This window comes from Afipia sp. GW821-FHT04G03 (assembly GCF_059419985.1).
The window spans coordinates 147,597-169,595 of the sequence record NZ_JBWKSV010000004.1 but is presented as its reverse complement, the minus strand read 5'-3'; the positions used below and the strand labels follow the sequence as shown (position 1 = coordinate 169,595).

Annotated in this window: 23 protein-coding genes and 1 pseudogene; 21 read left to right on the top strand and 3 right to left on the bottom strand. The window is 58.9% G+C overall.

The window, feature by feature from the left end:
- Positions 1 to 23: 23 nt before the first annotated feature.
- The 10 genes from AC07UB_RS18920 to AC07UB_RS18875 all read left to right on the top strand — a co-directional run bounded on the left by AC07UB_RS18920 (position 24) and on the right by AC07UB_RS18875 (position 9,111).
- Positions 24 to 317: a hypothetical protein gene (locus AC07UB_RS18920; RefSeq protein ID WP_002714847.1), complete on the top strand. Its 294-nt coding sequence runs from the start codon at positions 24 to 26 to the stop codon at positions 315 to 317.
- A 9-nt stretch (positions 318 to 326) separates the two neighbouring features.
- Positions 327 to 1,799 carry a TolC family protein gene (locus AC07UB_RS18915; RefSeq protein ID WP_002714848.1) on the top strand — a complete coding sequence of 491 codons (1,473 nt, stop codon included), beginning with the start codon at positions 327 to 329 and terminating at the stop codon, positions 1,797 to 1,799.
- Between the two features lie 13 nt (positions 1,800 to 1,812).
- On the top strand, positions 1,813 to 3,180 hold the full coding sequence (locus tag AC07UB_RS18910) for a multicopper oxidase family protein (RefSeq protein ID WP_040301659.1): 1,368 nt from the start codon (positions 1,813 to 1,815) through the stop codon (positions 3,178 to 3,180).
- A gap of 62 nt (positions 3,181 to 3,242) precedes the next feature.
- Positions 3,243 to 3,728 (top strand): cupredoxin domain-containing protein, encoded by a 486-nt coding sequence (locus AC07UB_RS18905; protein ID WP_002714850.1) that lies wholly within the window; start codon positions 3,243 to 3,245, stop codon positions 3,726 to 3,728.
- A 35-nt stretch (positions 3,729 to 3,763) separates the two neighbouring features.
- The gene (locus AC07UB_RS18900) at positions 3,764 to 4,069 is read left to right on the top strand and encodes a copper-binding protein (RefSeq protein WP_002714851.1); all 306 of its coding nucleotides are present in this window, start codon (positions 3,764 to 3,766) and stop codon (positions 4,067 to 4,069) included.
- Positions 4,070 to 4,222: 153 nt separating this feature from the next.
- On the top strand, positions 4,223 to 4,948 hold the full coding sequence (locus tag AC07UB_RS18895; RefSeq protein WP_002714852.1) for a GNAT family N-acetyltransferase: 726 nt from the start codon (positions 4,223 to 4,225) through the stop codon (positions 4,946 to 4,948).
- Between the two features lie 10 nt (positions 4,949 to 4,958).
- A complete protein-coding gene (locus AC07UB_RS18890) occupies positions 4,959 to 6,887 on the top strand; it encodes a DUF4396 domain-containing protein (protein WP_002714853.1) in 1,929 nt (642 codons plus the stop codon).
- 29 nt (positions 6,888 to 6,916) lie between these two features.
- Entirely contained in the window at positions 6,917 to 7,249 is a 333-nt protein-coding gene (locus AC07UB_RS18885) for a four-helix bundle copper-binding protein (RefSeq protein WP_002714854.1), read from the top strand.
- 140 nt (positions 7,250 to 7,389) lie between these two features.
- On the top strand, positions 7,390 to 8,556 hold the full coding sequence (locus AC07UB_RS18880; protein WP_002714855.1) for an OpgC domain-containing protein: 1,167 nt from the start codon (positions 7,390 to 7,392) through the stop codon (positions 8,554 to 8,556).
- Between the two features lie 66 nt (positions 8,557 to 8,622).
- The gene (locus AC07UB_RS18875) at positions 8,623 to 9,111 is read left to right on the top strand and encodes a DUF411 domain-containing protein (protein ID WP_002714856.1); all 489 of its coding nucleotides are present in this window, start codon (positions 8,623 to 8,625) and stop codon (positions 9,109 to 9,111) included.
- A gap of 10 nt (positions 9,112 to 9,121) precedes the next feature.
- Here AC07UB_RS18875 and AC07UB_RS18870 read toward each other — a convergent pair whose 3' ends face one another.
- Positions 9,122 to 9,385: a hypothetical protein gene (locus AC07UB_RS18870; protein ID WP_157170045.1), complete on the bottom strand. Its 264-nt coding sequence runs from the start codon at positions 9,383 to 9,385 to the stop codon at positions 9,122 to 9,124.
- A gap of 312 nt (positions 9,386 to 9,697) precedes the next feature.
- Here AC07UB_RS18870 and AC07UB_RS18865 point away from each other — a divergent pair, with 312 nt between their 5' ends.
- From AC07UB_RS18865 to AC07UB_RS18830, 8 genes are all read left to right on the top strand, one after another.
- A complete protein-coding gene (locus AC07UB_RS18865; RefSeq protein WP_002714858.1) occupies positions 9,698 to 10,105 on the top strand; it encodes a FixH family protein in 408 nt (135 codons plus the stop codon).
- Positions 10,102 to 11,520, top strand: a complete 1,419-nt coding sequence (locus AC07UB_RS18860; RefSeq protein ID WP_002714859.1) for an efflux RND transporter periplasmic adaptor subunit — start codon at positions 10,102 to 10,104, stop codon at positions 11,518 to 11,520. Before AC07UB_RS18865 ends, AC07UB_RS18860 begins: the two co-directional genes overlap by 4 nt.
- Positions 11,517 to 14,714 (top strand): efflux RND transporter permease subunit, encoded by a 3,198-nt coding sequence (locus tag AC07UB_RS18855; RefSeq protein ID WP_494654088.1) that lies wholly within the window; start codon positions 11,517 to 11,519, stop codon positions 14,712 to 14,714. Before AC07UB_RS18860 ends, AC07UB_RS18855 begins: the two co-directional genes overlap by 4 nt.
- A gap of 139 nt (positions 14,715 to 14,853) precedes the next feature.
- The gene (locus AC07UB_RS18850; RefSeq protein ID WP_002714862.1) at positions 14,854 to 15,564 is read left to right on the top strand and encodes a c-type cytochrome; all 711 of its coding nucleotides are present in this window, start codon (positions 14,854 to 14,856) and stop codon (positions 15,562 to 15,564) included.
- 119 nt (positions 15,565 to 15,683) lie between these two features.
- On the top strand, positions 15,684 to 16,241 hold the full coding sequence (locus tag AC07UB_RS18845) for a sigma-70 family RNA polymerase sigma factor (RefSeq protein WP_002714863.1): 558 nt from the start codon (positions 15,684 to 15,686) through the stop codon (positions 16,239 to 16,241).
- Entirely contained in the window at positions 16,238 to 16,879 is a 642-nt protein-coding gene (locus AC07UB_RS18840; protein ID WP_002714864.1) for an NrsF family protein, read from the top strand. Before AC07UB_RS18845 ends, AC07UB_RS18840 begins: the two co-directional genes overlap by 4 nt.
- A gap of 593 nt (positions 16,880 to 17,472) precedes the next feature.
- Positions 17,473 to 17,871, top strand: a complete 399-nt coding sequence (locus tag AC07UB_RS18835; protein ID WP_494654091.1) for a hypothetical protein — start codon at positions 17,473 to 17,475, stop codon at positions 17,869 to 17,871.
- A complete protein-coding gene (locus AC07UB_RS18830) occupies positions 17,868 to 18,131 on the top strand; it encodes a hypothetical protein (protein ID WP_034473580.1) in 264 nt (87 codons plus the stop codon). Before AC07UB_RS18835 ends, AC07UB_RS18830 begins: the two co-directional genes overlap by 4 nt.
- A 140-nt stretch (positions 18,132 to 18,271) precedes the next feature.
- On the opposite strand, the gene AC07UB_RS18825 is transcribed toward AC07UB_RS18830, so the two are convergent.
- Positions 18,272 to 18,742, bottom strand: coding sequence for a MerR family transcriptional regulator (locus AC07UB_RS18825; RefSeq protein ID WP_494654093.1), 471 nt, complete (start codon positions 18,740 to 18,742; stop codon positions 18,272 to 18,274).
- Positions 18,743 to 18,836: 94 nt separating this feature from the next.
- Here AC07UB_RS18825 and AC07UB_RS18820 point away from each other — a divergent pair, with 94 nt between their 5' ends.
- The 3 genes from AC07UB_RS18820 (at position 18,837) to merA (ending at position 21,113) form a co-directional block, all read left to right on the top strand.
- Positions 18,837 to 19,250, top strand: a complete 414-nt coding sequence (locus tag AC07UB_RS18820) for a mercuric transporter MerT family protein (RefSeq protein WP_494654094.1) — start codon at positions 18,837 to 18,839, stop codon at positions 19,248 to 19,250.
- A 17-nt stretch (positions 19,251 to 19,267) separates the two neighbouring features.
- Positions 19,268 to 19,555 (top strand): cation transporter, encoded by a 288-nt coding sequence (locus tag AC07UB_RS18815; RefSeq protein WP_494654096.1) that lies wholly within the window; start codon positions 19,268 to 19,270, stop codon positions 19,553 to 19,555.
- A 118-nt stretch (positions 19,556 to 19,673) separates the two neighbouring features.
- Positions 19,674 to 21,113 carry a mercury(II) reductase gene (gene merA, locus AC07UB_RS18810; protein WP_494654097.1) on the top strand — a complete coding sequence of 480 codons (1,440 nt, stop codon included), beginning with the start codon at positions 19,674 to 19,676 and terminating at the stop codon, positions 21,111 to 21,113.
- A gap of 196 nt (positions 21,114 to 21,309) precedes the next feature.
- Here merA and AC07UB_RS18805 read toward each other — a convergent pair.
- A pseudogene (locus tag AC07UB_RS18805) lies at positions 21,310 to 21,796 on the bottom strand (IS66 family transposase); the annotation flags it as partial.
- Between the last annotated feature and the right edge of the window lie 203 nt (positions 21,797 to 21,999).

Here is a 21,999-nt window from a genome sequence, read left to right as displayed (position 1 = left end):
CATCGGCAGTTCAGGAAAAAATCATGCTTGCGCAGTTTGGGGCGAACTTCGCCGCCGTTCATTCGGTGGCGGGAAAAATATTCAGATTCAGATTTCGGATCCTTGCGGGGCTGGCCGTTGCGATCGTCACGCTGGGAGGGTGCATGCCGATCACGGCGCCGCTCGTCGGCGCTGATCCCGCCGACCCGGGCGCGAAGGTCGCCGGTGTCGGTTACCGATCGACGGTGGCTCCTTACACAAGTCTTCGTCCGACAGCTCCGTCTTCATGGCGCGAGCAGAACGACCGCGTCGCCCCTCAGCCGAAATCCGGTCAATAGGAGCGCGCTATGAACCGAGCGATCCATATCAACGCGAACCACACTTTCGAAGTTACGTATCGGCCGAAACCAACGCACGTCGCGATCCTCCTGTCCGCCTTGCTGCTTTCCGGATGCGCATCATTCTCCCCAGATGGCGGGATGACCGTCGTTGCCAATGTGGCCGGCGAGACAATCAAGAAGGACGTAATGTCCATTCGCAGCACAGATGACGCAGAATGGGCGAACGGCGCCGTCCAAAGTCTTCTTCGTCGAGGCCTGACGGTGGATACTGCCGTTCAGATCGCGCTCCTCAACAATCGGGGCTTGCAGGCGGCGTACAATGAACTGGCGTTGGCCGAGGCCGACCTCGTCCAAGAAAGCCTGCCACCCAATCCGACGTTCTCGATTAGTCGCATCGCAGGTGGCGGCGCGGTCGAGATCGAGCGTCAGGTCGCCGCCGATATTCTGGCGCTGGCCACGTTGCCGTTTCGGTCGGAGATTGCGCGGCAACACTTCAAGCAGGCACAGCTGAGAGCTGCAGAAGGCACCCTACGCCTCGCAGCCGACGTCAGGCGCACATATTACCGCGCCGTCGCCGCCAACGAATTGGTTACACTTCTGACGGATGCCAAATCGACTGCGGAATCCACGGCTCAGCTCGCTTTGAAGCTCGGGCAAACCGGCTCGCTGAACAAGCTCGATCAGGCCCGTGAACAGGTCTTTTATGCAGAAGTAACGGCCGATCTCGCCACCCTTCGTCAGGACGCCACCAGTTCGCGCGAGCGCTTGATCCGCCTCCTTGGATTGTGGGACGGCGATTTAGGGTTCCGGCTACCGCAGAGATTACCGATGCTGCCACGCCGGCCGCTATCGTTGCCGGGCATCGAGGTTGATGCGGTTGAACATCGTGTCGATCTTCAGATCGCTCGCATTGAACTGGTTGCTCTCGCGAAGTCCCTCAATCTCACCGAAGCCACCCGCTTCGTCACGCTTGTCGACGTTGCGGGGATCGACAAAAAAACTCGAGATTCCGGGAGCCCGCCGCTTCGAGAGCGTGGCTTCGACATCCAGTTCCAGATTCCGATTTTCGATGGCGGCGAGGTCCGCGTCCGGCAGGCGATCGAGACCTACAATCTGGCGTTTAATCGGTTAACCGAAAAGGCGATCAACGTCCGTTCTGAAGCGCGCGATGCGTTTCGGGTCTACCGTTCTACCTACGACATCGCAGGTCACTATCAGCGTGAGGTCTTGCCACTTCGCCAGATCATCACCCAAGAAATGCAGCTGCGGTTCAGCAGCATGCAAATCGACGTGTTCGCATTGTTGGTGGAAGCGCGGCAGCGGATCGCGGCATTGCGTGCTGCAATTGAAGCCAAGCGCGACTTCTGGCTCGCGCAGTCTGAACTGAAGACCGCAGTAAATGGCGGCGGTCGCGCCGATAGCCAACCCGAAACCAGATCGTCGCCGACCGCGCAGGCGTCCGGCGGGGGAGGGCACTGAAATGGAGAAACCAATGTTGTCCCGACGAAACTTTCTCGGCACCGCCACGGCGCTTGCAAGCGCGACAGCGATCAGCGGCCGCGTCCAGGCAGCCAGCATCCCGGAAGCACCGATCATGGAGAAGGCGACGATGCAGCCGCCGCTGCGCCCGTCGAGCGGACCCGACTACAATCCGGTCGTTACGCTGAACGGCTGGACGCTGCCCTGGCGGATGAACGGCGACTGGAAGGAGTTCCATCTCGTTGCAGAGCCCATCGAGCGCGAATTTGCAGAAGGCATGAAGGCCTATCTCTGGGGCTACAACGGTCAGTCCCCTGGCCCAACGATTGAAGCGGTGGAAGGCGACAAGCTCCGCATCTTCGTCACCAACAAACTGCCTGAACATACGACAGTGCATTGGCATGGGGTGCTCTTGCCTAGCGGCATGGATGGCGTCGGTGGTCTCAGCCAGCCGCATATCCCACCTGGAAAAACCTTTGTTTATGAATTCGAGATGAAACACAGCGGTACGTTCATGTACCACCCGCACTCCGACGAAATGGTGCAGATGGCGATGGGCATGATGGGCATGATCGTGGTGCATCCACGCGACGCAACCTTCCGTCCCGTCGACCGCGATTTCGTTTTCATCATGAGCACTTATCTCATCGACCCGGGTACGTATCTGCCGAAGGTCACTGAGATGACCGATTTTAACATGTGGACATGGAACAGCCGCGTGTTTCCCGGAATCGACCCATTGGCCGTTCGTTTGGGTGATCGCGTGCGCGTCCGCATCGGCAACCTCACCATGACAAATCACCCGATTCATCTTCATGGCCACAAATTTTCAGTGAGTTGCACCGACGGGGGATGGGTCCCTGAAAGTGCGCAGTGGCCGGAAACGACGACCGACGTCCCTGTCGGAGCGATTCGCGCGTTCGATTTTCTTGCCGACAACCCGGGCGATTGGGCGTTTCACTGTCACAAGTCGCATCACACCATGAATGCGATGGGCCACGACGTGAAGAACCTGATCGGCGTCTCAAGGAAGGACCTCGCGAAGGCGGTCGGAAAACTCGCGCCAGACGCCATGGTGATGGGATCGACAGGAATGGCGATGGGCGACATGGAAATGCCGGCACCCGACAACACATTACCAATGATGACCGGCACCGGGCAGTTTGGCCCGATCGAAATGGGCGGCATGTTTACGGTGATGAAGATCCGCGATGGCCTCGCGCGAGACGATTACAAGGATCCCGGTCCCTACAAGCATCCTGACGGCACCGTCGCGCACCAAGTCGACGCTCCAAATACTCAGGCGCCTCGCTCAACGAGCCCAAAGGAATCAAGCAAACCAAGCGACATGAAAGGCATGAAGGGAATGAAAGGAATGTAGATGAGACTTGAAATTCAAATAGATGCGAAGAAAATCAGCAAGACAGTAGAAGGAGTTTGGAGATGAAATATCTGCACAAAACCTGCATCGCTATTATCGGCGCGGTGCTCATCTCCCCGTCCGCTTGGGCCGGGGCGGGTTCTTCGGGCCATAGCCACGACGAAACATTCTCGGCAGGTGAGCCGGGTGATCCTAAAAAGGCCGCGCGGATTATTCAGGTCACTATGGGTGAGATGGACGGCAAGATGATGTTCATGCCGAGCAAGGTTGAGGTCAAAAAGGGGGAACAGGTTAAGTTCATGCTGCGCAACAACGGCGAACTCGACCATGAATTCATCCTCGCGACGACGGCCGACAATCTGAAGCATGGCGAGGCCATGAAGAAGAATCCCGACATGGAGCACGATGACCCGAACGGGAAGCGACTTGCTCCCAAGAAGACCAACGAGATCGTCTGGAAATTCACCAAGGCCGGCGAGTTCGAATACGGATGCCTGATCCCCGGTCATCGGGAAGCCGGAATGGTCGGCACGATATTAGTCAAGTAACCCGAGCCGGAATCAACTGACGAAAGGAATTGAATATGAAGACCAACAAAATCGCAGCCGCAACTCTCGCGCTTTCCCTTGCTCTGTCGTCCGCTGTCGCACTCGCCCAAGCGGCGATGGCGAGCGGCGAGGTCAAGAAGATCGATGAGGCGGCTGGAAAAATAACATTGAAGCATGGTCCCATCAAAAGTCTTGATATGGAAGAGGAGAGCATGACGATGGTTTTTCGCGTGAAGGAACCGGCGATGCTCAAATCCGTCAAGGTCGGTGACAAAGTGCAGTTCGAAGCCGAACGGGCGACCGCCGGAATCACGATCACAAAGATGCAAAAAGGAAAGTGACGGCTCTTCGGCGCGGCGGTTCCTAGGCGTCGCGCCGAATTGGGTGAAAGCTCCGCAAGGAAGCGACCCTTGAGCTGATCCGACATCGCGGCGGCAGTCCGACCATCGGATACGATCACTGGATCGACTGCTCTCAATAAGGTGGAGTTACCGATGACAGGTGTGGGTGGGAGCGGCGGCACGAGAATAGCTACGGAAAAAGCCTTCGCGAAAAGACGGTTTCCGATCAGGCGCGCGAACATTGGTGACATTCGCCAGATCGCGAAGTTGGCCAACATGGCGGGTGGAGATACGCTTTCGTTTATCTTGCGAGGCATCGATCCTTCGGTGAGAGCAGTTCGAACCTACCGCGAGATGGTTGCTGCGCCGACCGGAGTGTATTCGTATCGAAATTGTCTGGTCGCTGTTTCGCGTGGGGTAATTGTTGGTCTGGCGAACGCATTTCCTGCCCAGCTCATCGAAAGTGAGACCGCAGACGCAGCATTGACCGCGCGTGAAGAGTTGCTCCGGCCGCGCACGGAGCTCAACGATCCCACCAGCTTCCTGCTGAACAACATCGCGGTTGTGCGCAGCCACCACAGACTAGGCGTGGGGGCCGCGCTGCTGGCCGCGGTCGTCGATGAGGCCAAGCAGCGTTCGTTCCCGTCCGTGACCTTGCATGTTTGGGCCGATAACGCCGAAGCGATCTCGTTCTATCTCGCCGCTGGGTTCACAAAGGTCCGTCACGCGGAAATCCCCTCGCATCCCGACCTGCCGCACACAGGCGGAAGCCTTCTCATGATGCTGCCGGTCGTAAGTGAAAGGGACGAATCGGTTAGGCAGCGGCTTGCGACCGAATCTCAAGAATCGGCGGATGAACGAGCATCGACTTCAGCTTGAGGACATCGTGATGATTGCTCTCCCTTACGACTATTTTCTGATCGCATGGTTCGTCATTGCGGCCGCTTCCACGGCCTACGTCGCTTTCGACCAGTTCAATGGGAATCCCGAACCGACCGTGATGAAGTGGGGTTTCATCCTTGTGACCCTGTACATGGGTCCGTTCGGACTTCTCCTGTACGTACTCGCTGATAAGGAGCCGCGGCCCGGAGAACATGAGCAGTTCACGTCTCCGCTTTGGAAGCAGGGCATCGGAAGCACCATTCATTGCGTCGCTGGTGACGCCACCGGCATTATTCTCGCAGCGACCGTGACCGCACTGCTCGGTCTACCGATGTGGATCGACCTGATCGTCGAGTATGTCGCGGGCTTCTCGTTTGGTCTCTTCATCTTTCAAGCATTGTTTATGAAGAAGATGATGGGCGGTACGTATTGGGAAAATGTTCGGAAGAGTTTCATGCCGGAGTTCATCAGCATGAACGCCATGATGGCAGGCATGGCCCCGACCATGAGTCTGCTAATGATGGGCCGCGACATGCGCGCGATGGATCCGCTCGAGCTGATTTTCTGGGGCGTGATGTCGCTCGGCGTAATGGTCGGCTTCACGACAGCCTATCCGTTCAACGTCTGGATGGTGAAGAAGAAGATCAAGCACGGGTTGATGACCGAGCGCTCGGATAGGGAAGCTGGCGAGAAGAGCTCAATGTCCGGAATGAAGTCCGAGATGGCTAAAATGTCGGCTGCGGATATAAGCCACATGAAGGGACACGAAGACCATCCGCAGAAACAAACGGCCGCGAACGGCCGCAAATCTTACGGCGGTCATCAAATGACGAGCGACGCGACAACGCCACAGTTAGCTGCGCTCGCCGGCGTGACGACATTCCTCCTGATTTCCGGAATGGTGCTCCCAGGTTTCAAGGTCAATCTAGGTCTGAGCGTACGCGACGTCGGCGGCGCCATTATGCCGCCGGGCATGATCATGACGTTCGACACGCCCGGCGAAGCCATGAAAGACATGGCGGCGGTCAATCCCCGGCAAGTGGTCTATAAGGCGCCTGCCGAAGCCCGAGGGGACAACGTTCTTGAGCCGCGCATCGAAAACGGGGTGAAGGTCTTCGATATCGAAGCTTCGATCATACGCTGGAATATTCTTCCGGATGTCTCCGTAGAGGCCTATGCCTACAATCGCCAGGTGCCGGGCCCGCGGATTCAATTGACCGAAGGCGATCACGTCCGGATCAAATTCCGCAACAACCTTCCGGAATCCACGACTGTGCACTGGCACGGTCTGATCGTACCAAACGAGATGGACGGCCCGGCCAAGATAGCCCAGCCGCCCGTGGCGCCGGGCGGGCAATACACCTACGAGTTCACCGTGAGCCAAAGCGGAACCTACTTTTATCACAGCCACGACCACCCCGATCGTCAACAAGGCCTAGGCCTTTACGGCGCGTTGCTGATTGCGCCGAAGGACAGTGCCGCCGATGTAAAAGCCGATCTCGAATACACTATCCAGCTCCAGGAATGGCTCAAGCGCGAATGGCTCACCTATCCCGCGATGCTGATGGAGGGTGGCCTTCCGAACTATTTCACCATCAATGGGAAGTCGTATCCGGAGACAGACACCGTCTTCATGAAGGTTGGGCAAACCATCAAGATTCGCTTCATCGGCACCAACAACAACTTCGTTCACCCTATGCATGTTCATGGCGGGCCTTTCCAGGTAGTGGCCCGCGACGGAGAGACGTTGGCAGAAAACCAGCGGTTTTTTGCCGATACGGTGAACGTCGGACCAGGACAGCGATACGACGTGGTTTGGACAGCGCGCAAACCCGGGAAATGGCTGGTGCACTGTCATATCCCGCATCACACCACCAACAACAATGTCGAGCAGAAAGGAGCGGGCGGCCTGACACTAGTTCTCAACGTGCAATAAGGGGCAGCCATCAAACCCAGGAGAGCTCAATGAATCAAATGAGCAAAGAAATGCAAAGCTGCATCGATGAATGTCTGCGCTGCTACCAAGTATGTCTAGGAACAGCCATGACCCATTGCCTGGAGACTGGGGGCAAACACGTCGAACCCCAGCACTTCAGGCTTATGATGGCCTGCGCCGAAATCTGCCGCACGGCCGCGCATTTCATGTTGCTGAATACGCCTCACCACAAGCACGTCTGCGGCGAGTGCGCGGAAATTTGCACCGAGTGTGCGAAGGACTGCGAACGCATCGGCAGCATGGACGATTGCGTCAAGGCCTGCAAGCAGTGCGCGGAAAGCTGCCGCGCCATGGCAGGCTAGATGAGCTGACAATCGGTCAGGCGCAAGATCGATGTCTAGCGCCTGATCGGGCTATCGTTCGAGGCGAAGTGCCTTTCCCCGGTCGAATCGTCACCAACGTAAACGTCCCCGCCTTTCTGAAACCGTCGCCAAGAGTTTTCATGACAATTCGTGCTTTCCTTCCTGCCAATGGCCGTGATCTCCGCCTCGATCTTTTCCGCGGCCTTGCGAACTGGGCAATCTTTCTCGATCACATCCCGAATAACGCGGTCGCGTGGCTCACGACCAGAAATTATGGCTTCAGCGATGCAGCGGATATCTTCGTCTTCATTTCCGGCTATACGGCCGCGTTTGTCTACGCCAAGAGCATGCTCGTCCAAGGCTTCGTTGCAGGAACCGCTCGACTATTAAAACGCGTTTGGCAATTATATATCGCGCACGTGCTGCTGTTCGTTTTCTATATCGCGGCAATCGGCTGGGTCGTGGAAGCCTACAATCATTCTCACCTTGTGGATGAATTCAACGTTGCAGGGTTGATCGATCGTCCAATGCAGACCTTAATGCAAGGCCTGCTGCTCAAATTCAAGCCTCTGAATCTCGACGTTCTCCCGCTCTATATCGTTCTGATGGCTGCATTTCCGCTGGTATTGTGGCTGATGCTTCAACGGCCAGACCTTGCAATCGCGAGCTTGCTCGTCATCTATTTCGCTGCACGCCAATTCGGATGGAATCTTCCCGCCTACCCATCGGGTGTTTGGTATTTCAACCCGTTCACATGGCAACTCCTCTTCGTGCTTGGGGCCTGGAGCGCGCTCGGTGGAGCGTCGCGGCTGCAGAGATTCATTCGGTCGCCCGCGATCATATCGATCTGTTTCGTTTATCTGGGGTTTGCGCTGCTTATGACGGTTGCAGGTCATGTAGGGCCGCTTGGAAAGCTAATCCCTGAAGGGCTGTTGGGCGCATTCAATCCTAACGACAAGACAAACCTCGCGCCATATCGGGTTCTGCACTTCGTTGCCCTGGCCGTTCTAGTCGTTCGGTTTCTCCCCTTCGGTTGGCCCGGGTTGACCTCGCGCTGGCTTCGCCCACTGATCATCTGCGGTCAGCGCTCATTGGAAGTATTCTGCGTCGGAGTGTTTCTCTCCTTCGTCGGTCATTTCCTTCTCGAACTGATCTCCGACTCGCTTCTCGCGCAGATCATCGTGAGTGTGTCTGGAATCGCGCTCATGACGGCCGTCGCCTACTACCGATCGTGGTCCAAGGATCTGGACAGGCAACCCGCGGCGTCCAAATCCAGTGCGGAATCGGTTTCGACATCGATCACTTAGAAGTTTGTTCGGAGGGAGAGATGTTTGGAGTAGTCTCGAAGACCAACGAAGTACGGACCCCGCGACATGGATAGCTCAGGAAAATATCCAGGCGTTTTGACTCGCAGGAGCGTTTTGGGGCTAACAGCCGCGCTACTGGTTTTCCCGGACGGCGCTACCTCCGCTGCGGAATCCGTTGTCTTGGTTCATAAGGATCCAGATTGCGGTTGTTGCTCGGGTTGGGTGCGCCATCTCAAGGAAGCTGGTTTCACCGTGACGATCGAGGAAACGGCGGATCTTCATGCGGTCCGGAAACGCCTTCGCGTACCTGCCGACCTCGCGGCGTGTCATACGGCCGAGGCGGATGGATACGTCATTGAAGGTCATGTCCCCGCAGCCGCGCTGCGACGACTATTGAAGGAACGTCCGAACGCGGTCGGGTTGGCGGTTCCCGGCATGCCTTTGGGATCGCCGGGGATGGAGGGCAGCCGGGTCGATCCCTATAACGTCGTTCTCTTTGACGCCTCCAGCCGGCGAACATACATGCGGTTCATCGGCGGCGATATCGCTGGTTGAGACTGATCTTTTAACCATGTCGCAAGTAACTGTTATCTGATCGTTTTCCGCCTATGGCGGATTTGTGATGTGATCTGCCTTCCCAAATCCATGATCCTATGGGATGTTGGGTTATGAATTTATGCCGATTCATCAGCCGTTTGTTTGCGGTCTTTGCGATCATCGGGCTCGTTGCTTCGCCGCTGGCCACGCCAGCGGCGGCTAAACTGATGCCGGCAGCAAAGATGGGCGACATGTCGGCGATGAGCGATATGTCAGCAATGTCCGCCGACATGCCTTGCTGTCCGGAGACACAAAAGAGCAACGACTGCCAGGATTGTCCGCTTCGTGCGATGTGCGCGTTGGGCGTTGCACAGGCGCAGCCTCCTGTGGCAACCGGAATCCTGGCGCCTCTGCCAATACACCGTCCGCTCACGGCTTTCGACGATCGGATCGCCGATGGCCTCGACGGTTCTCCGCCGGATCACCCCCCTCGAAACCTGGTCTGACCGGCGCTTAAGCGCCGATTGCTGCCGCGCGGACGCAAGTTCGCGCGGATGACGCATGCCGCCTTGCGGCAGACCCAGGACAATCGAGGACTACGAACATGAAGACGTTTAACTTCGCGCAGGCCTTCCAGGCTGCGCTGATCGCTGCCGCAATCGGTGGTACAAGCACGGCCGCTCTGGCGGACATCAAGGACTACAAATTCGAGCTGGTCGATCAGACCATCCAGGCCGGGCCCGACAAGGTCATCACCGTCCGACTGATGAACACGAAGACCGGCAAGCCGGTGCCTGACGCCGTCATCTTCGCGACCCGTCTCGACATGGCTCCGGACGGCATGCAGGAGATGGCAACCAAGATCGCGCCGATGCCGGGCGCGGAGCCGGGCAGTTACAAGTTCAAGGCGACGTTCGGGATGGCGGGCCGCTGGCAGCTTTCGCTCGGCGCCAAGGTTCAGGGCGAGACCGGCACCGTCGAGAACAAGCTCGTCATCACGGCGCAGAAATGACCCGCGCCGTTCTCACAAGCGCTGCCGCCGCGTTGATCGCGGCGGCAGGCATTGGATACGTCGCCGGCACGCAGCGGCCGCCGGCGCGCGCCTTCGCCATGGTTACTCCCGCAAGGGCGGAAGGAAATTCCGCCCCGATCTATTTTCAGGATCCGGACGGCAAGCCTGCATATTCGCTGACGCCGAGGAAGACCGGGGATGGCCGCGACTATCGTGCTGTTCCGGCGGGCGCCGACGTCAGTTTTGGCGAGGCAGCTCCGGACGCAATGCCACCAGCGGCGGCATCCGCCAGCGGCACTACGGAGCGAAAAATCAAGTACTACCGCAATCCCATGGGACTGCCGGACACGTCGCCGACACCGAAGAAGGACTCGATGGGGATGGACTACATCGCTGTCTTTGAAGGTGACGATTCCGACGACGGGTCCGTCAAGCTTTCCCCCGGCAAGATCCAGCGCACCGGCGTCAAATCCGAACCCGCGTCACGGCGAGTGATCCGGACGTTGGTGCGGGCGCCCGGGACGATCCAACTTGACGAGCGCCGCATCTCGGTCATCTCGATGCGAGCCGAGAGCTGGGTGCAGAAGGTCGCGGATGTGACCACGGGCACCCAGGTCAAAAGGGGCCAGCCGCTGATGGAGATTTACAGCCCATCCGTGGCATCGGCGGCCGCCGAATACATAGCCACCATCACGTCGAAAGGGACGAGCGGCGTCGCCGTGTATGGTCGCGGCTCGCGTCAGCGGCTGATGAACCTCGACGTCCCTGACACAGCAATTGCGGCCATGGAGAAGAGCGGCACTGTTCCGATCACCATCGACTGGTCGGCGCCGCGCGACGGCATTGTGCTCGAACGTAACGCCATCGAAGGTATGCGCGCGCAGCCCGGGGATGTGTTGTTCCGGGTTGCGGATACGTCCGTGGTGTGGGCGATGGTCGATGTCGCAGAGCGTGACCTCGGCGCCATTGCCGTCGGGCAATCCGTCACCGTGAAGGCTCGCAGCTTTCCCGGTCGCGAGTTCGCCGGGAAGATATCCGTGATCTACCCGCAGGTGAACCGGGAAACCCGCACCGCCCGCGTCCGGATCGAACTTGGGAATGCTGATCTCGCGCTGCTTCCTGACATGTACGTGGACGCGGAAATCAACACCGGCAATCCGGAGCCGGTCCTCGTTGTCCCTGCCAGCGCCGTTCTTGATACGGGGAAACGACAATCAGTACTTGTTGACAAAGGACAAGGGCGGTTCGAGCCACGTGAGGTCAAGCTCGGTCATCGTGGCGACGGCTACGTGGAAGTCCGGGACGGTGTCGCGGAAGGCGAGCCGGTTGTCGTCTCTGCGAACTTCCTGATCGACGCCGAGAGCAACCTGAAGGCTGCGCTCAAGGGATTTTCTGAAGCGGGAGGCCAGCAATGATCGCGCGCCTCATCGCATGGTCGGCTCGTAACCTGCTGCTCGTCTTCTTTGGCGCGGGTTTTGCCGCGGCAGCGGGAATCTACGCCCTCGTTCATCTGCCGCTCGATGCGATTCCGGATCTCTCCGATACCCAGGTGATCGTCTACACCGAATATCCCGGCCAGGCGCCGCAAGTGATCGAAGACCAGGTCACGTATCCGCTGACGACCGCGATGCTGACCGTGCCCCGATCCAAAGTCGTGCGCGGCTTCTCGTTCTTCGGGGTTTCGTTCGTCTACGTCATCTTCGAGGATGGCACTGACATCTACTGGGCTCGCTCGCGGGTGCTCGAATTCCTCAACGGCGCGGCCTCGCGGTTGCCCGCCGGCGTAAGCCCGACGATCGGTCCCGACGCTACAGGCGTGGGCTGGGTCTACCAGTACGCAGTGGTATCGAAAGCGCTGAACCTCGCCGACACGCGGACCATCCAGGACTGGAATCTGAAATTCGCGCTGGCCAAGGCCGAAGGCGTCGCCGAAGTGGCGAGCGTCGGCGGCTTCGTCAAGCAGTACAACGTCATCCTTGATCCGCAGCGCATGCGCGATCTCGGCATCTCCATGCAGAAGATGCGCGATGCGATTCGCGCCAGCAACGCCGATGTCGGCGGCCGCACCGTCGAGCTCTCCGAGTTCGAATACGTCATCCGCGGCAAAGGTTATCTTAAAGGCATCAACGACCTCGGCAACATCGTGCTGAAGACCAGCAACGGCACGCCGGTTCTGCTGCGCGATGTTGCCCGCGTCGAGCTTGGTCCGGACGAGCGCCGAGGCATCACAGAGCTCAACGGCGAGGGAGAGGTTGCCAGCGGCATCGTGCTGCAGCGGTTCGGCGTTAATGCGCTTGATGTGATCGAGAATGTGAAGAAGCGCTTCAAGGAGATCGCCAGCAGCCTGCCGAAATCCGTCGAGATCGTCCCGGTTTATGACCGCTCCAACCTGATCAACGCGGCCATCGCTACGCTCAAGCACACGTTGCTCGAGGAAAGTGTGGTCGTCGCCTTGGTCTGCATCGTCTTCTTGCTGCATGTCCGCAGCGCGCTCGTCGCCATCCTGATGCTGCCGGTCGGCGTGCTGATGGCGTTCGGTGCGATGAAGCTGCTCGGGCTGGGGTCCAATATCATGAGTCTGGGCGGCATCGCGATTGCGATCGGCGCCATGGTCGATGCAGCGATCGTTATGATCGAGAATGCACACAAGCATCTGGAGCGGGCTGAACCCGAACGGTCAAGGGTCGACATACTGATAAAGGCAGCGTCCGAGGTCGGGCCGGCGCTGTTCTTTAGCCTGCTGATCATCACCGTGTCGTTCATGCCGATCTTCACGCTGGAATCGCAGGAAGGCCGGCTGTTCAGCCCCTTGGCGTTCACGAAGACCTTTTCAATGGCGGCGGCAGCGTTGCTGTCGGTAACGCTGGTGCCGGCGCTGATGATCATCTTCGTGCGCGGCAGAATCGTGCCCGAGCACAAGAACCCGATCAATCGCTTCCTGATCTGGATTTATCGGCCGGTGATCAAGGCCGTGATGCGTGCCAAGGCACTGGTGATCCTTATCGCGCTGGCAATTGTTGTGGTGACAGTGTGGCCGGCGCGTCAGCTCGGCACCGAGTTCATGCCCAACCTCAACGAAGGCACGCTGCTCTACATGCCCACCACGCTACCGGGAATTTCGGTGACCAAAGCGGGTGAACTGCTGCAGATGCAGGATAGGATCATCCGGTCGTTCCCGGAAGTGGCGTCAGTCTACGGCAAGGCCGGCAGGGCTTTGACGGCGACCGATCCGGCACCGTCCGAAATGTTCGAGACCATCGTCAACCTGAAGCCGAAGGAAGAGTGGCGGCCCGGCATCACGGTCGACAGTCTGATCGCAGAGATGGACAAGGCGTTGCAATTCCCCGGCGTCTCGAATGCCTGGACCATGCCGATCAAGGCGCGCATCGACATGCTATCGACCGGAATTCGCACGCCGGTTGGGGTCAAAGTGATCGGCACAGATCTGGTCGAGATCGACAAACTGGCCAAGCAGATCGAGCAGGTTCTAAAGGCTGTGCCGGGAACATCGTCGGCGTATGCCGAGCGGGGTATCGGCGGCTACTATCTCGACGTGACACCGGACCGGGCGGCCTTGGCGCGCTACGGCATCATGGTCCAGGACGTTCAGGATGTGATTGCGACCGCACTCGGCGGCCAGACGGTGACCACGACAGTGGAGGGCCGACAACGCTTCAGCGTCAACATGCGTTACCCCCGGGACCTGCGCGAGAATCCGCAGGCCATCGCCAACGACGTCCTGGTTCCGATGCCGGCGGGAGGTGCAGTGCCGCTTGGGGAGGTCGCCAAGATCGAACCGGCGCGAGGGCCGACATCGATCCGCACCGAGAATGGACAGTTGGCGACTTACATCTACGTCGACATCCGTGACCGCGATCTCGGCAGTTATGTTGCCGACGCGCGGCAGGCGGTGCAGGCCAGCGTCCAGTTTCCGCCAGGCTACTACGTGATGTGGAGCGGTCAGTACGAATATCTCGAACGCGCAACGGCGCGCCTGAAGATCGTCGTCCCGGTGACGCTGCTGATCATCTTTCTGCTGCTGTACCTCAACTTCCGTTCCATCGCCGAGACCGTGATCGTGATGCTGTCGCTGCCGTTCGCCTTGGTCGGCGGCATCTGGCTGATGTGGGCGCTAGGCTTCAACCTGTCCGTTGCAGTCGCGGTCGGTTTCATCGCGTTGGCGGGTGTTGCGGCTGAGACTGGCGTCGTTATGCTGATCTACCTCAACCAAGCCCTTGCCGAGATCAAGGCGCAGCGTGACGCCGAAAAGCGAACACTGACCCGTCACGACCTCTACGACGCCATCATGGAAGGCGCGGTGGAGCGGGTGCGGCCGAAGATGATGACGGTCGTGGCCATCATGGCGGGACTGCTGCCGATCATGTGGAGCACTGGTACCGGGTCCGAGATCATGCAGCGCATCGCGGTGCCGATGATCGGCGGCATGATCTCGTCGACACTGCTGACGCTGATCGTGATTCCCGCGATCTATGGATTGATCAAAGGCTTCCGTTTGCCGCCCAATGATCACGAAAACGATCATTCGCCATCGCGGGCCATCAAGCCGGCCAAGGAAGACTCGCGACTTGTTTCGGAACCCGCCGAGTGAGGTGAACCATGATGAATGGTATGGCGCCTGGAATGATATGGGGCATGGGGCTTTTGTGGCTGCTGATCATCGTTGTTTTGATCCTATCGGCAGCAGCACTCGTCAAATATCTGTTTTATGGAGACAAGGGAGGTCGGCGATGAACAGATTGATCATGATCGCATTGGTGACAGGCGCGTTCCTGCCCTCTGCACAGGCACAGCTAGGCGACGCATCCCGTGGCCAACGGAGTTTCCAGGCTTGCGCGCCGTGCCATTCGCTCGCGCCGAACCGAAACATGACGGGACCAAGTCTCGCTGGGCTGTGGAATCGAAAAGCTGGCTCTTTGCCGAGCTTCAGCCGCTACTCACAAGCCCTCAAGTCATCGAGAATCATCTGGGACGGCACCACGCTCAACGAGTGGCTTCGGGATCCGCAGCACCTCATTCCAGGCAACACGATGACGTTTCCTGGCATGAAGGACGCAGGACGGCGCGGCGATCTTCTGGCGTTTCTCAAGGAAGCGACCCAGCCAGGTCATGCTCCGCCATCGACTGCGCAACGCGGCAGTCAAATGGGCGGGATGATGGGCATGATGGGTGGTGGCCCTGTCCAAAATCTCAAAAAACTCGAGTCTGACCAACGGGTGACGGCGATCACGCACTGCCGAGACACCTACCGGGTGATCACCGCGGATGGAAAAACGCGCGATTTCTGGGAGCGAAATCTGAGATTCAAGACCGACGTGAGTGACGATGGGCCACAGAAGGGCGCTCCGGCGATCGTGGCGGCCGGAATGATGGGAGACAGGGCTGACGTGATCTTTGCCGCACCAGAAGAGATTAGCGGGGCCATCTCACCGCAATGTTGATGAGCTCCAAGCCCATCAATCGACAACGGCGCGGCAGCGGGCCAACTATTTTCCATTGATAGCGCCGTCAACTGTAACCAAACCGGCTGGATCAGCGAACTCATAGAGATAATGCAAGTATGACGACCAACGAAATCGAACTCAAGGCACTGATGCTTGCAAGTTTGGATGGCGACGCGGCCTCGCACCGCGCGCTGCTCAATCGGTTGAGCCGCCGTCTGCGCGCGTATTACAAGGGCAAGCTCGTGAGAATTGGGAGGGGCGCAGCAGAGGCCGAAGATCTGGTTCAAGAAGCGGTATTGGCGATCCACTTCAAGCGCCATACCTATGACCCCGCCGAGCCTTTGACGCCGTGGGTGCATGCCATCGCGCGCTACAAATTGATCGATTTCTTACGTCGGACTCGCGCATCACTTGCCGATGTACCTATCGACGAGGCTGACACCATCGTGGCGCACGATGATAATCTCAGCGCCGAGAGTACATACGACATCAGACGACTTATGCAGCGGCTGCCGGAAAAAATGCGATGTTCCATCGAGGCGGTGAAACTGGACGGACGGAGCATCGCTGAAGCTGCAGACCGGTGCGGTATTTCGGAATCGGCCGTAAAAGTGAACATTCACCGTGGGCTCAAGGCGCTGGCTGCCTTGATTGCCCGGGAAGCCAGAACATGAAGACAGATGATTTGGTTGCGATGCTGAGTACGAACGTTGAGCCGGTCGACCGTCGGCTGGTCGTTCGTACGGTTGGGATCGCCGTTGCGGCTGCGTCAGTGTTGGCGCTTGGCATCATGCTCGTCGGACTGGGTGTTCGGCCGGACTTGATGACGTCCCGTGCCTTGATTTTTATCCTCCTAAAGCTCGCGTTTGCGGTTGGGACTGTCGGCGTGGCATCGGTTTATCTGACGCGGTTGGCCCGCCCGGGAGGAGAGCGCAGAACCTCGGCAGTTTTGGTTGCATTGCCTTTCGTAGCGGTTGTACTCCTTGCTGCAATCAGCCTTGGGCTTGCGCCCAGCTCGCATTGGGACAAGATGATCGTCGGCGATCAGTGGCTTGAATGTCTTCTCTCGATTCCGATCATCGCAATCGTGCCTTTCGCAATCACCATCTGGGCGGTGCGAAAAGCTGCCCCAACAAATCTTGTCCGAGCGGGTGCTTTCGCCGGCCTCATTTCCGGCGGTGTAAGCGCAATGGCTTATGCGCTTCATTGCACGGACGATTCATTGCCGTTTGTTGCGGTCTGGTACGGTGGCACGATTGTGCTTTGCACGTTCGCGGGCGCAATATTGGGACCGCGGCTGTTGCGGTGGTAACGGGCTTTGTTGGTCGTTTCACGTCAGCGTGAGGTTGTAACCGGCCGACGATTTGCTCCGAACTCATTTGTAGAAGCGCACATGACGTGCCTTTCCAAGGGAATGGAGCCGGACCATGTTAAAGAAAAGCTTTCTCACGATTTCGCTCTTGCTGCCGCTTGTAGCGATATCAGCAACCGCCCAGGCGGGCCCGACAATTTCGGACAAGAGGTATTGGCCAAATGAGGCCCGCACCCCCGCTGTGGTAATCCCCACGGAGAGCACGGTGCTGCCGTTTGCCCCCGTGCTCCAAGACGAGCGGGCGCGGCCTTCTCGCAGCACCGCTCCAAAGGTCCGAAGATGAAGCGGAATCCGTAATAGTCTGCGCCAGAAAATCCCGCCGAGGGTGGCAACGTGTGGCGCTATCAGGGCGGTCCAAAATCTCTCCGATGACGCGCACCTGAGATTATGATGCGCACTAACCAAAAGACGTATGCATCAGACGAGCGTGCAAAGAGCTGGTTCGAAGCGGAAACGGTTTCGGATCCAGAATGGTCACAGCAATCCTTTCACAGCGACGATTCTGCATTTTCACCAAAGGGAAGAACAATTGTATGATCCTGATTGATCACAACGCAACCACCCGCCGGGCAGGCATTCGACCTCGCGATACTGTGACGAGCTATTTCACTCGGTATCGGTTGGCGCTGTATCTCTTCTCGGGCGCGGGAGTTTCTGCCGGCGTTGCGTTGAATTGGAACTGGCTGGCAGCAGCGGGGTTCCTTCCTATCCTGGCGTTTCTTCCCTGCATGTTGATGATGTTCATGTGCATGAAACAACACGGGGCGCAATCGCCAAATGATCCAGGTACGGAGTCAACCAAGATCCTACCATCTCGATCAGGTAAGCCGCTTGAACTGCAACATAGATGCGCGACCGAACCGATTGACTGGCGCGCGCAGACGCACGTCGGTTCATTCGTAAATTGGAACAGAGAGGAGAATCTTCCATGAAAACAGTTGCAACATTAGCAGTCGTTTTGTTCGCCGTTGGAACAGGCTTGGCTCTTGGTCCCGTTGCTCGCGCCCAAGATACGCCGACGCCATCGACTCCGCAGGCCAGCGATCACGGCATGATGAGCGGTGATATGAAAGCAATGATGGGTATGATGGGCCAGATGAACCAGATGATGGAGAACTGCAACCGAATGATGCAGAGCAAGAACGATCGGCGTGACGAGAAGAATCCGACGCAGAAAGGTCGACCTGGTTAGATAAAAGCCACAGAGTTTCGGGGGGTGGCCACTCGAAATTTGCTCGGTCGGAATGTAGGTCGTAGCCCAGAGGTAACTTCCCAACATTGGCGGTTATTCATTGTTCCAATTGCCGACCAAGAGCATCGAAGTCGGCATATTCATCGTGGTGAAGTGCCTTTTACGGTGCGAGCGCTGGGTCGACGCGTTTGTCCTGCGACGGGCATCATCTCGAACAGCGCATCGATGATCGGACACTCCGGAACCTGATCCCGCGTGCACTGTGCAGCCATGTCCGACATCACTCGTTCGAGGCGTCGCAAATCAACGATCTTCTGACGAATATCCGTGAGATGCTCGACTGTGAGCGCATGTACCTCCTCGCAACTGTAGGTGTGCCCATCGACAAGACGCAGCAATCCCCGCAACTCGTCGAGAGCAAATCCAAGTTCCCGACCGCGACGAACGAAATGCAACCGCCTCACATCGTCAGAGCCGTAGAGGCGATAACCACTCGCACTGCGGGCGGGCGACGGCATAATACCGATCTTCTCATAATAGCGGATGGTCTCGATATTCACTCCGCTGCGCTCTGACAGCACCCCGATCGAAAAATCTTCATTCTGGTTCATTATTGGCCTCACACACCCGTGAGAAGTTCCCGGTTGACCCTGTAGTCGCTACAGGCACTAGGGTCACCATAGACCAATCGCGGGAGCGGGCTCAATGACGATGCGAGACGAGGCGACTGTGCTGCCAAGCAAGGCTACGTCGACGCAGAGGCGCTTTGACAGCGTAGCGCTGCTGTCGGTTGGCGGCATCTTGGCGGCCCTTGGCGCCGCGACCTGTTGCGTGGTCCCGTTCGCTTTGTTCCTCGCCGGCGTCAGTGGTGCATGGATCGGCAATTTGACCGCGCTCAAGGCCTATCAGCCATTGTTTATCGGGCTCGCGGTCGCATGCCTCGGCGGCGGTTACTATGCCGTTTACCGCAAACCGAAGACGGCCGATTGCGTCGAAGGCTCCTACTGCGCCAGCCCGTCATCTCGTCGGACCGCCAAGGTCGGGCTGTGGTTCGCGACGCTCCTGATCATAATCGCCCTGGGCTTCCCCCACATTGGTCGCCTTTTCCTCGACACCTGACAACTAGGAGACATGCCATGAAAATTCTGCCTCTCGTCGCCCTGACCGTTGTCCTTTTCTCATACGGTGCGGCTTCAGCCACCGAGCGAACCGTGACGCTCAATGTCGCCAACGCTACCTGTGAACTTTGCGGCCCGATCGTGAAACGCTCTCTCACCCGCATATCCGGCGTGCTCGATGTTCAGATGTCGGAGGCAGATGGAGCTGCGATTGCAAAGGTTCGGTTTGAGGATAGCCGGACGGACGTCCCGACGCTCATTTCGGCGACCACCAACGCTGGCTATCCCTCGCGCATCGTGCAGTAAGGCCGCGTCGGTATGACCGTCTCAAAACTCATCATCATCGGGGCACGGTGTACTCCGGTTGTCTGCTGTGCGGCCCTGACTCCTGCAACGTGGATGCGAACACACGAAAGTTGAAACCATGAACGACTGCTGTACCCCGAGCACGAATGGCGGCAGCAGCGGCTACGACCTTGTTGTCGTCGGCGCCGGCTCCGCCGGCTTCTCGGCCGCGATCACTGCCGCCGAGCAGGGCGCGCGCGTTGCGCTCGTCGGGCACGGCGCGATTGGCGGCACCTGCGTCAACATTGGCTGCGTGCCGTCGAAAACGCTGATCCGAGCTACAGAGGCGATGCACCACGCTAACGCCGCCCCGGCTCAGTTCGACGGCATCGAAAGCAGCGCGCGCGTGGTCGATTGGGCCGCACAGATCGCCCAGAAGGACGCGCTGGTCGCCAGCCTTCGTCAGGCGAAGTACGCCGATCTTTTGCCCGAATACAACAACATAGCCTACCGTGAAGGTCGGGCGCGCCTCGTCGAAGGAGGCGTCGACGTGGACGATCAGCGCCTCGTCTCGGACCGCATCATCATAGCGACGGGCGCGCGGCCTGCGCTACCCACCATCCCAGGCATCGCAGAGGTTGCGCCTCTCGACAGCACGACGGCGTTGTCGCTGAAGGAGCTACCGCGCTCGATGATCGTGCTCGGCGGCGGCTACATTGGAGCTGAGCTTGCTCAGACCTTTGCACGCGCGGGCGTGGCGGTGACGCTCGTCTTCCGGAGTCGCCTCCTGCCGGAGGCCGAGCCGGAGATCGGGCAGGCGCTCGCGGGCTATCTGGCCGACGAGGGGATCACGATTGTGGGTGGCTTGGCCTACGATTTCGTCCACAAAACCGAGGATGGCGGCGTCGCACTCACGATCACTCGCAACGGCGGTCCAGAGATATTGACCGCCGAGCGGATTCTTGTGGCGACAGGACGCACCCCGAATACCGAAACGCTCGGGCTTCCGGAGGTGGGCGTCGCGCAGACATCGTCTGGCGCGATCGTCATCGACGACCGCATGCGCACTTCGAAGGCCGGCATCTATGCCGCCGGCGACGTGACGGGCAGGGACCAGTTCGTCTACATGGCGGCTTATGGCGCAAAGCTTGCGGCCAAGAACGCACTGAATAGCAACAGCCTGCGCTATGACAACACCACCATGCCCGCCATTGTCTTCACGGACCCTCAGGTGGCGAGTGTCGGTTTGACGGAATCGCAAGCTCGTGCCGCCGGGTACGCCGTGCGGACTTCGGTGCTCTCGCTCGACAACGTGCCGCGTGCGCTCGCAGCGCGCGACACACGGGGGCTTATCAAGCTCATCGCGGATGGGGTAACGCGCAAGCTGCTCGGAGCGCATATTCTTGCGCCAGAGGGTGCCGATAGCATCCAGACTGCGGCTTTGGCCATCCGCTGCGGTCTCACGATTGATGATCTGTCGGAGACGATCTTCCCCTATCTCACGACCGTCGAGGGCCTGAAGCTCGCGGCACAGACGTTCGACAGAGACGTGAAGAAACTGTCCTGCTGCGCCGGGTAACGGGGCGGGCTAAGGAACTGGCTATGGAATCAGAAGCGTCACTAGCGTCCGAACCCGCAGTGGAGATCAGACCGGGCGTCTTCCGTTCGGACTGATCTGCGGTGGCGGGCGCAGCGGCACGCAAGGCGTCCTTGGGCGCATACCGAAAACCTCATCCGGCGATGCTTGCGTAAGCGTCCGTTCCTGACACGTGGGATCAGGTTGCGGGATTTGACGGGGTCCAATTCCAGGGCAGCAGGTCGTCAAGTCGGTTCATAGGATGACCGTTGGACATGCGAATAAGCACGTCTTTGAGGTGGGCGAAGGGCTCGACGTCGTTAAGCTTTGCCGTGGTGATAAGGGAGCGGATGGTCGCCCAGCGCGCAGCCCCGCGATCGAATCCGGCGAACAGGTGTTTTTTTGCGGCCGAGTGTGATGGGGCGGATGGCGCGTTCCACGGTGTTGGTGTCGAGTTCGATGCGCCCGTCATCGAGGAACCGGCTGAGGTCGCTCCAGCGGGTCAGTGCGTAGCGGATCGCATCGGCAAGCCCGCCGCGCGGCGGGATGTGGGTCAGCTGCGTCTCGAGCCAGGCCTTCATCGCAGCAACCAGCGGCAACGAGCGAACTTGTCGTACGTCCCGCCGTGCGTCGGCGGTCTTGCCCCGGATCGTTGCCTCGATCGCATAGAGCTCGGCGATGCAGCGTCTCTACATCGGCCGGCAGGGCGGTGAGATCGATGTTCATGACGATAGAGTGTAGCCGACTCGTGTCCGCTTCCGCCGCTCCGAATGCACCATTCAATCCGTCTCAGATCATCCGGCCAGGGCCGGTCGCCAGCGCTGCACGATCGGCGCTCCCGACCACGAGGAGGGATAAGCCCCCGGACTAACGAGAGGACTAAGCGGCG

Excerpts from the sequence above, each read along its gene's own strand:
- AC07UB_RS18885 (WP_002714854.1), top strand. The coding sequence starts at position 6,917 with ATGAATCAAATGAGCAAAGAAATGCAAAGCTGCATCGATGAATGTCTG.
- AC07UB_RS18860 (WP_002714859.1), top strand. The coding sequence starts at position 10,102 with ATGACCCGCGCCGTTCTCACAAGCGCTGCCGCCGCGTTGATCGCGGCG.
- AC07UB_RS18830 (WP_034473580.1), top strand. The coding sequence starts at position 17,868 with ATGAAAACAGTTGCAACATTAGCAGTCGTTTTGTTCGCCGTTGGAACA.
- AC07UB_RS18920 (WP_002714847.1), top strand. The coding sequence starts at position 24 with ATGCTTGCGCAGTTTGGGGCGAACTTCGCCGCCGTTCATTCGGTGGCG.
- AC07UB_RS18915 (WP_002714848.1), top strand. The coding sequence starts at position 327 with ATGAACCGAGCGATCCATATCAACGCGAACCACACTTTCGAAGTTACG.
- AC07UB_RS18910 (WP_040301659.1), top strand. The coding sequence starts at position 1,813 with ATGTTGTCCCGACGAAACTTTCTCGGCACCGCCACGGCGCTTGCAAGC.
- AC07UB_RS18875 (WP_002714856.1), top strand. The coding sequence starts at position 8,623 with ATGGATAGCTCAGGAAAATATCCAGGCGTTTTGACTCGCAGGAGCGTT.
- AC07UB_RS18880 (WP_002714855.1), top strand. The coding sequence starts at position 7,390 with ATGACAATTCGTGCTTTCCTTCCTGCCAATGGCCGTGATCTCCGCCTC.
- AC07UB_RS18895 (WP_002714852.1), top strand. The coding sequence starts at position 4,223 with ATGACAGGTGTGGGTGGGAGCGGCGGCACGAGAATAGCTACGGAAAAA.
- AC07UB_RS18835 (WP_494654091.1), top strand. The coding sequence starts at position 17,473 with ATGATCCTGATTGATCACAACGCAACCACCCGCCGGGCAGGCATTCGA.
- merA (WP_494654097.1), top strand. The coding sequence starts at position 19,674 with ATGAACGACTGCTGTACCCCGAGCACGAATGGCGGCAGCAGCGGCTAC.
- AC07UB_RS18870 (WP_157170045.1), bottom strand. The coding sequence starts at position 9,385 with ATGTCGGCGGACATTGCTGACATATCGCTCATCGCCGACATGTCGCCC.
- AC07UB_RS18865 (WP_002714858.1), top strand. The coding sequence starts at position 9,698 with ATGAAGACGTTTAACTTCGCGCAGGCCTTCCAGGCTGCGCTGATCGCT.
- AC07UB_RS18815 (WP_494654096.1), top strand. The coding sequence starts at position 19,268 with ATGAAAATTCTGCCTCTCGTCGCCCTGACCGTTGTCCTTTTCTCATAC.
- AC07UB_RS18905 (WP_002714850.1), top strand. The coding sequence starts at position 3,243 with ATGAAATATCTGCACAAAACCTGCATCGCTATTATCGGCGCGGTGCTC.
- AC07UB_RS18900 (WP_002714851.1), top strand. The coding sequence starts at position 3,764 with ATGAAGACCAACAAAATCGCAGCCGCAACTCTCGCGCTTTCCCTTGCT.
- AC07UB_RS18855 (WP_494654088.1), top strand. The coding sequence starts at position 11,517 with ATGATCGCGCGCCTCATCGCATGGTCGGCTCGTAACCTGCTGCTCGTC.
- AC07UB_RS18850 (WP_002714862.1), top strand. The coding sequence starts at position 14,854 with ATGAACAGATTGATCATGATCGCATTGGTGACAGGCGCGTTCCTGCCC.
- AC07UB_RS18825 (WP_494654093.1), bottom strand. The coding sequence starts at position 18,742 with ATGAACCAGAATGAAGATTTTTCGATCGGGGTGCTGTCAGAGCGCAGC.
- AC07UB_RS18820 (WP_494654094.1), top strand. The coding sequence starts at position 18,837 with ATGACGATGCGAGACGAGGCGACTGTGCTGCCAAGCAAGGCTACGTCG.
- AC07UB_RS18890 (WP_002714853.1), top strand. The coding sequence starts at position 4,959 with ATGATTGCTCTCCCTTACGACTATTTTCTGATCGCATGGTTCGTCATT.
- AC07UB_RS18845 (WP_002714863.1), top strand. The coding sequence starts at position 15,684 with ATGACGACCAACGAAATCGAACTCAAGGCACTGATGCTTGCAAGTTTG.
- AC07UB_RS18840 (WP_002714864.1), top strand. The coding sequence starts at position 16,238 with ATGAAGACAGATGATTTGGTTGCGATGCTGAGTACGAACGTTGAGCCG.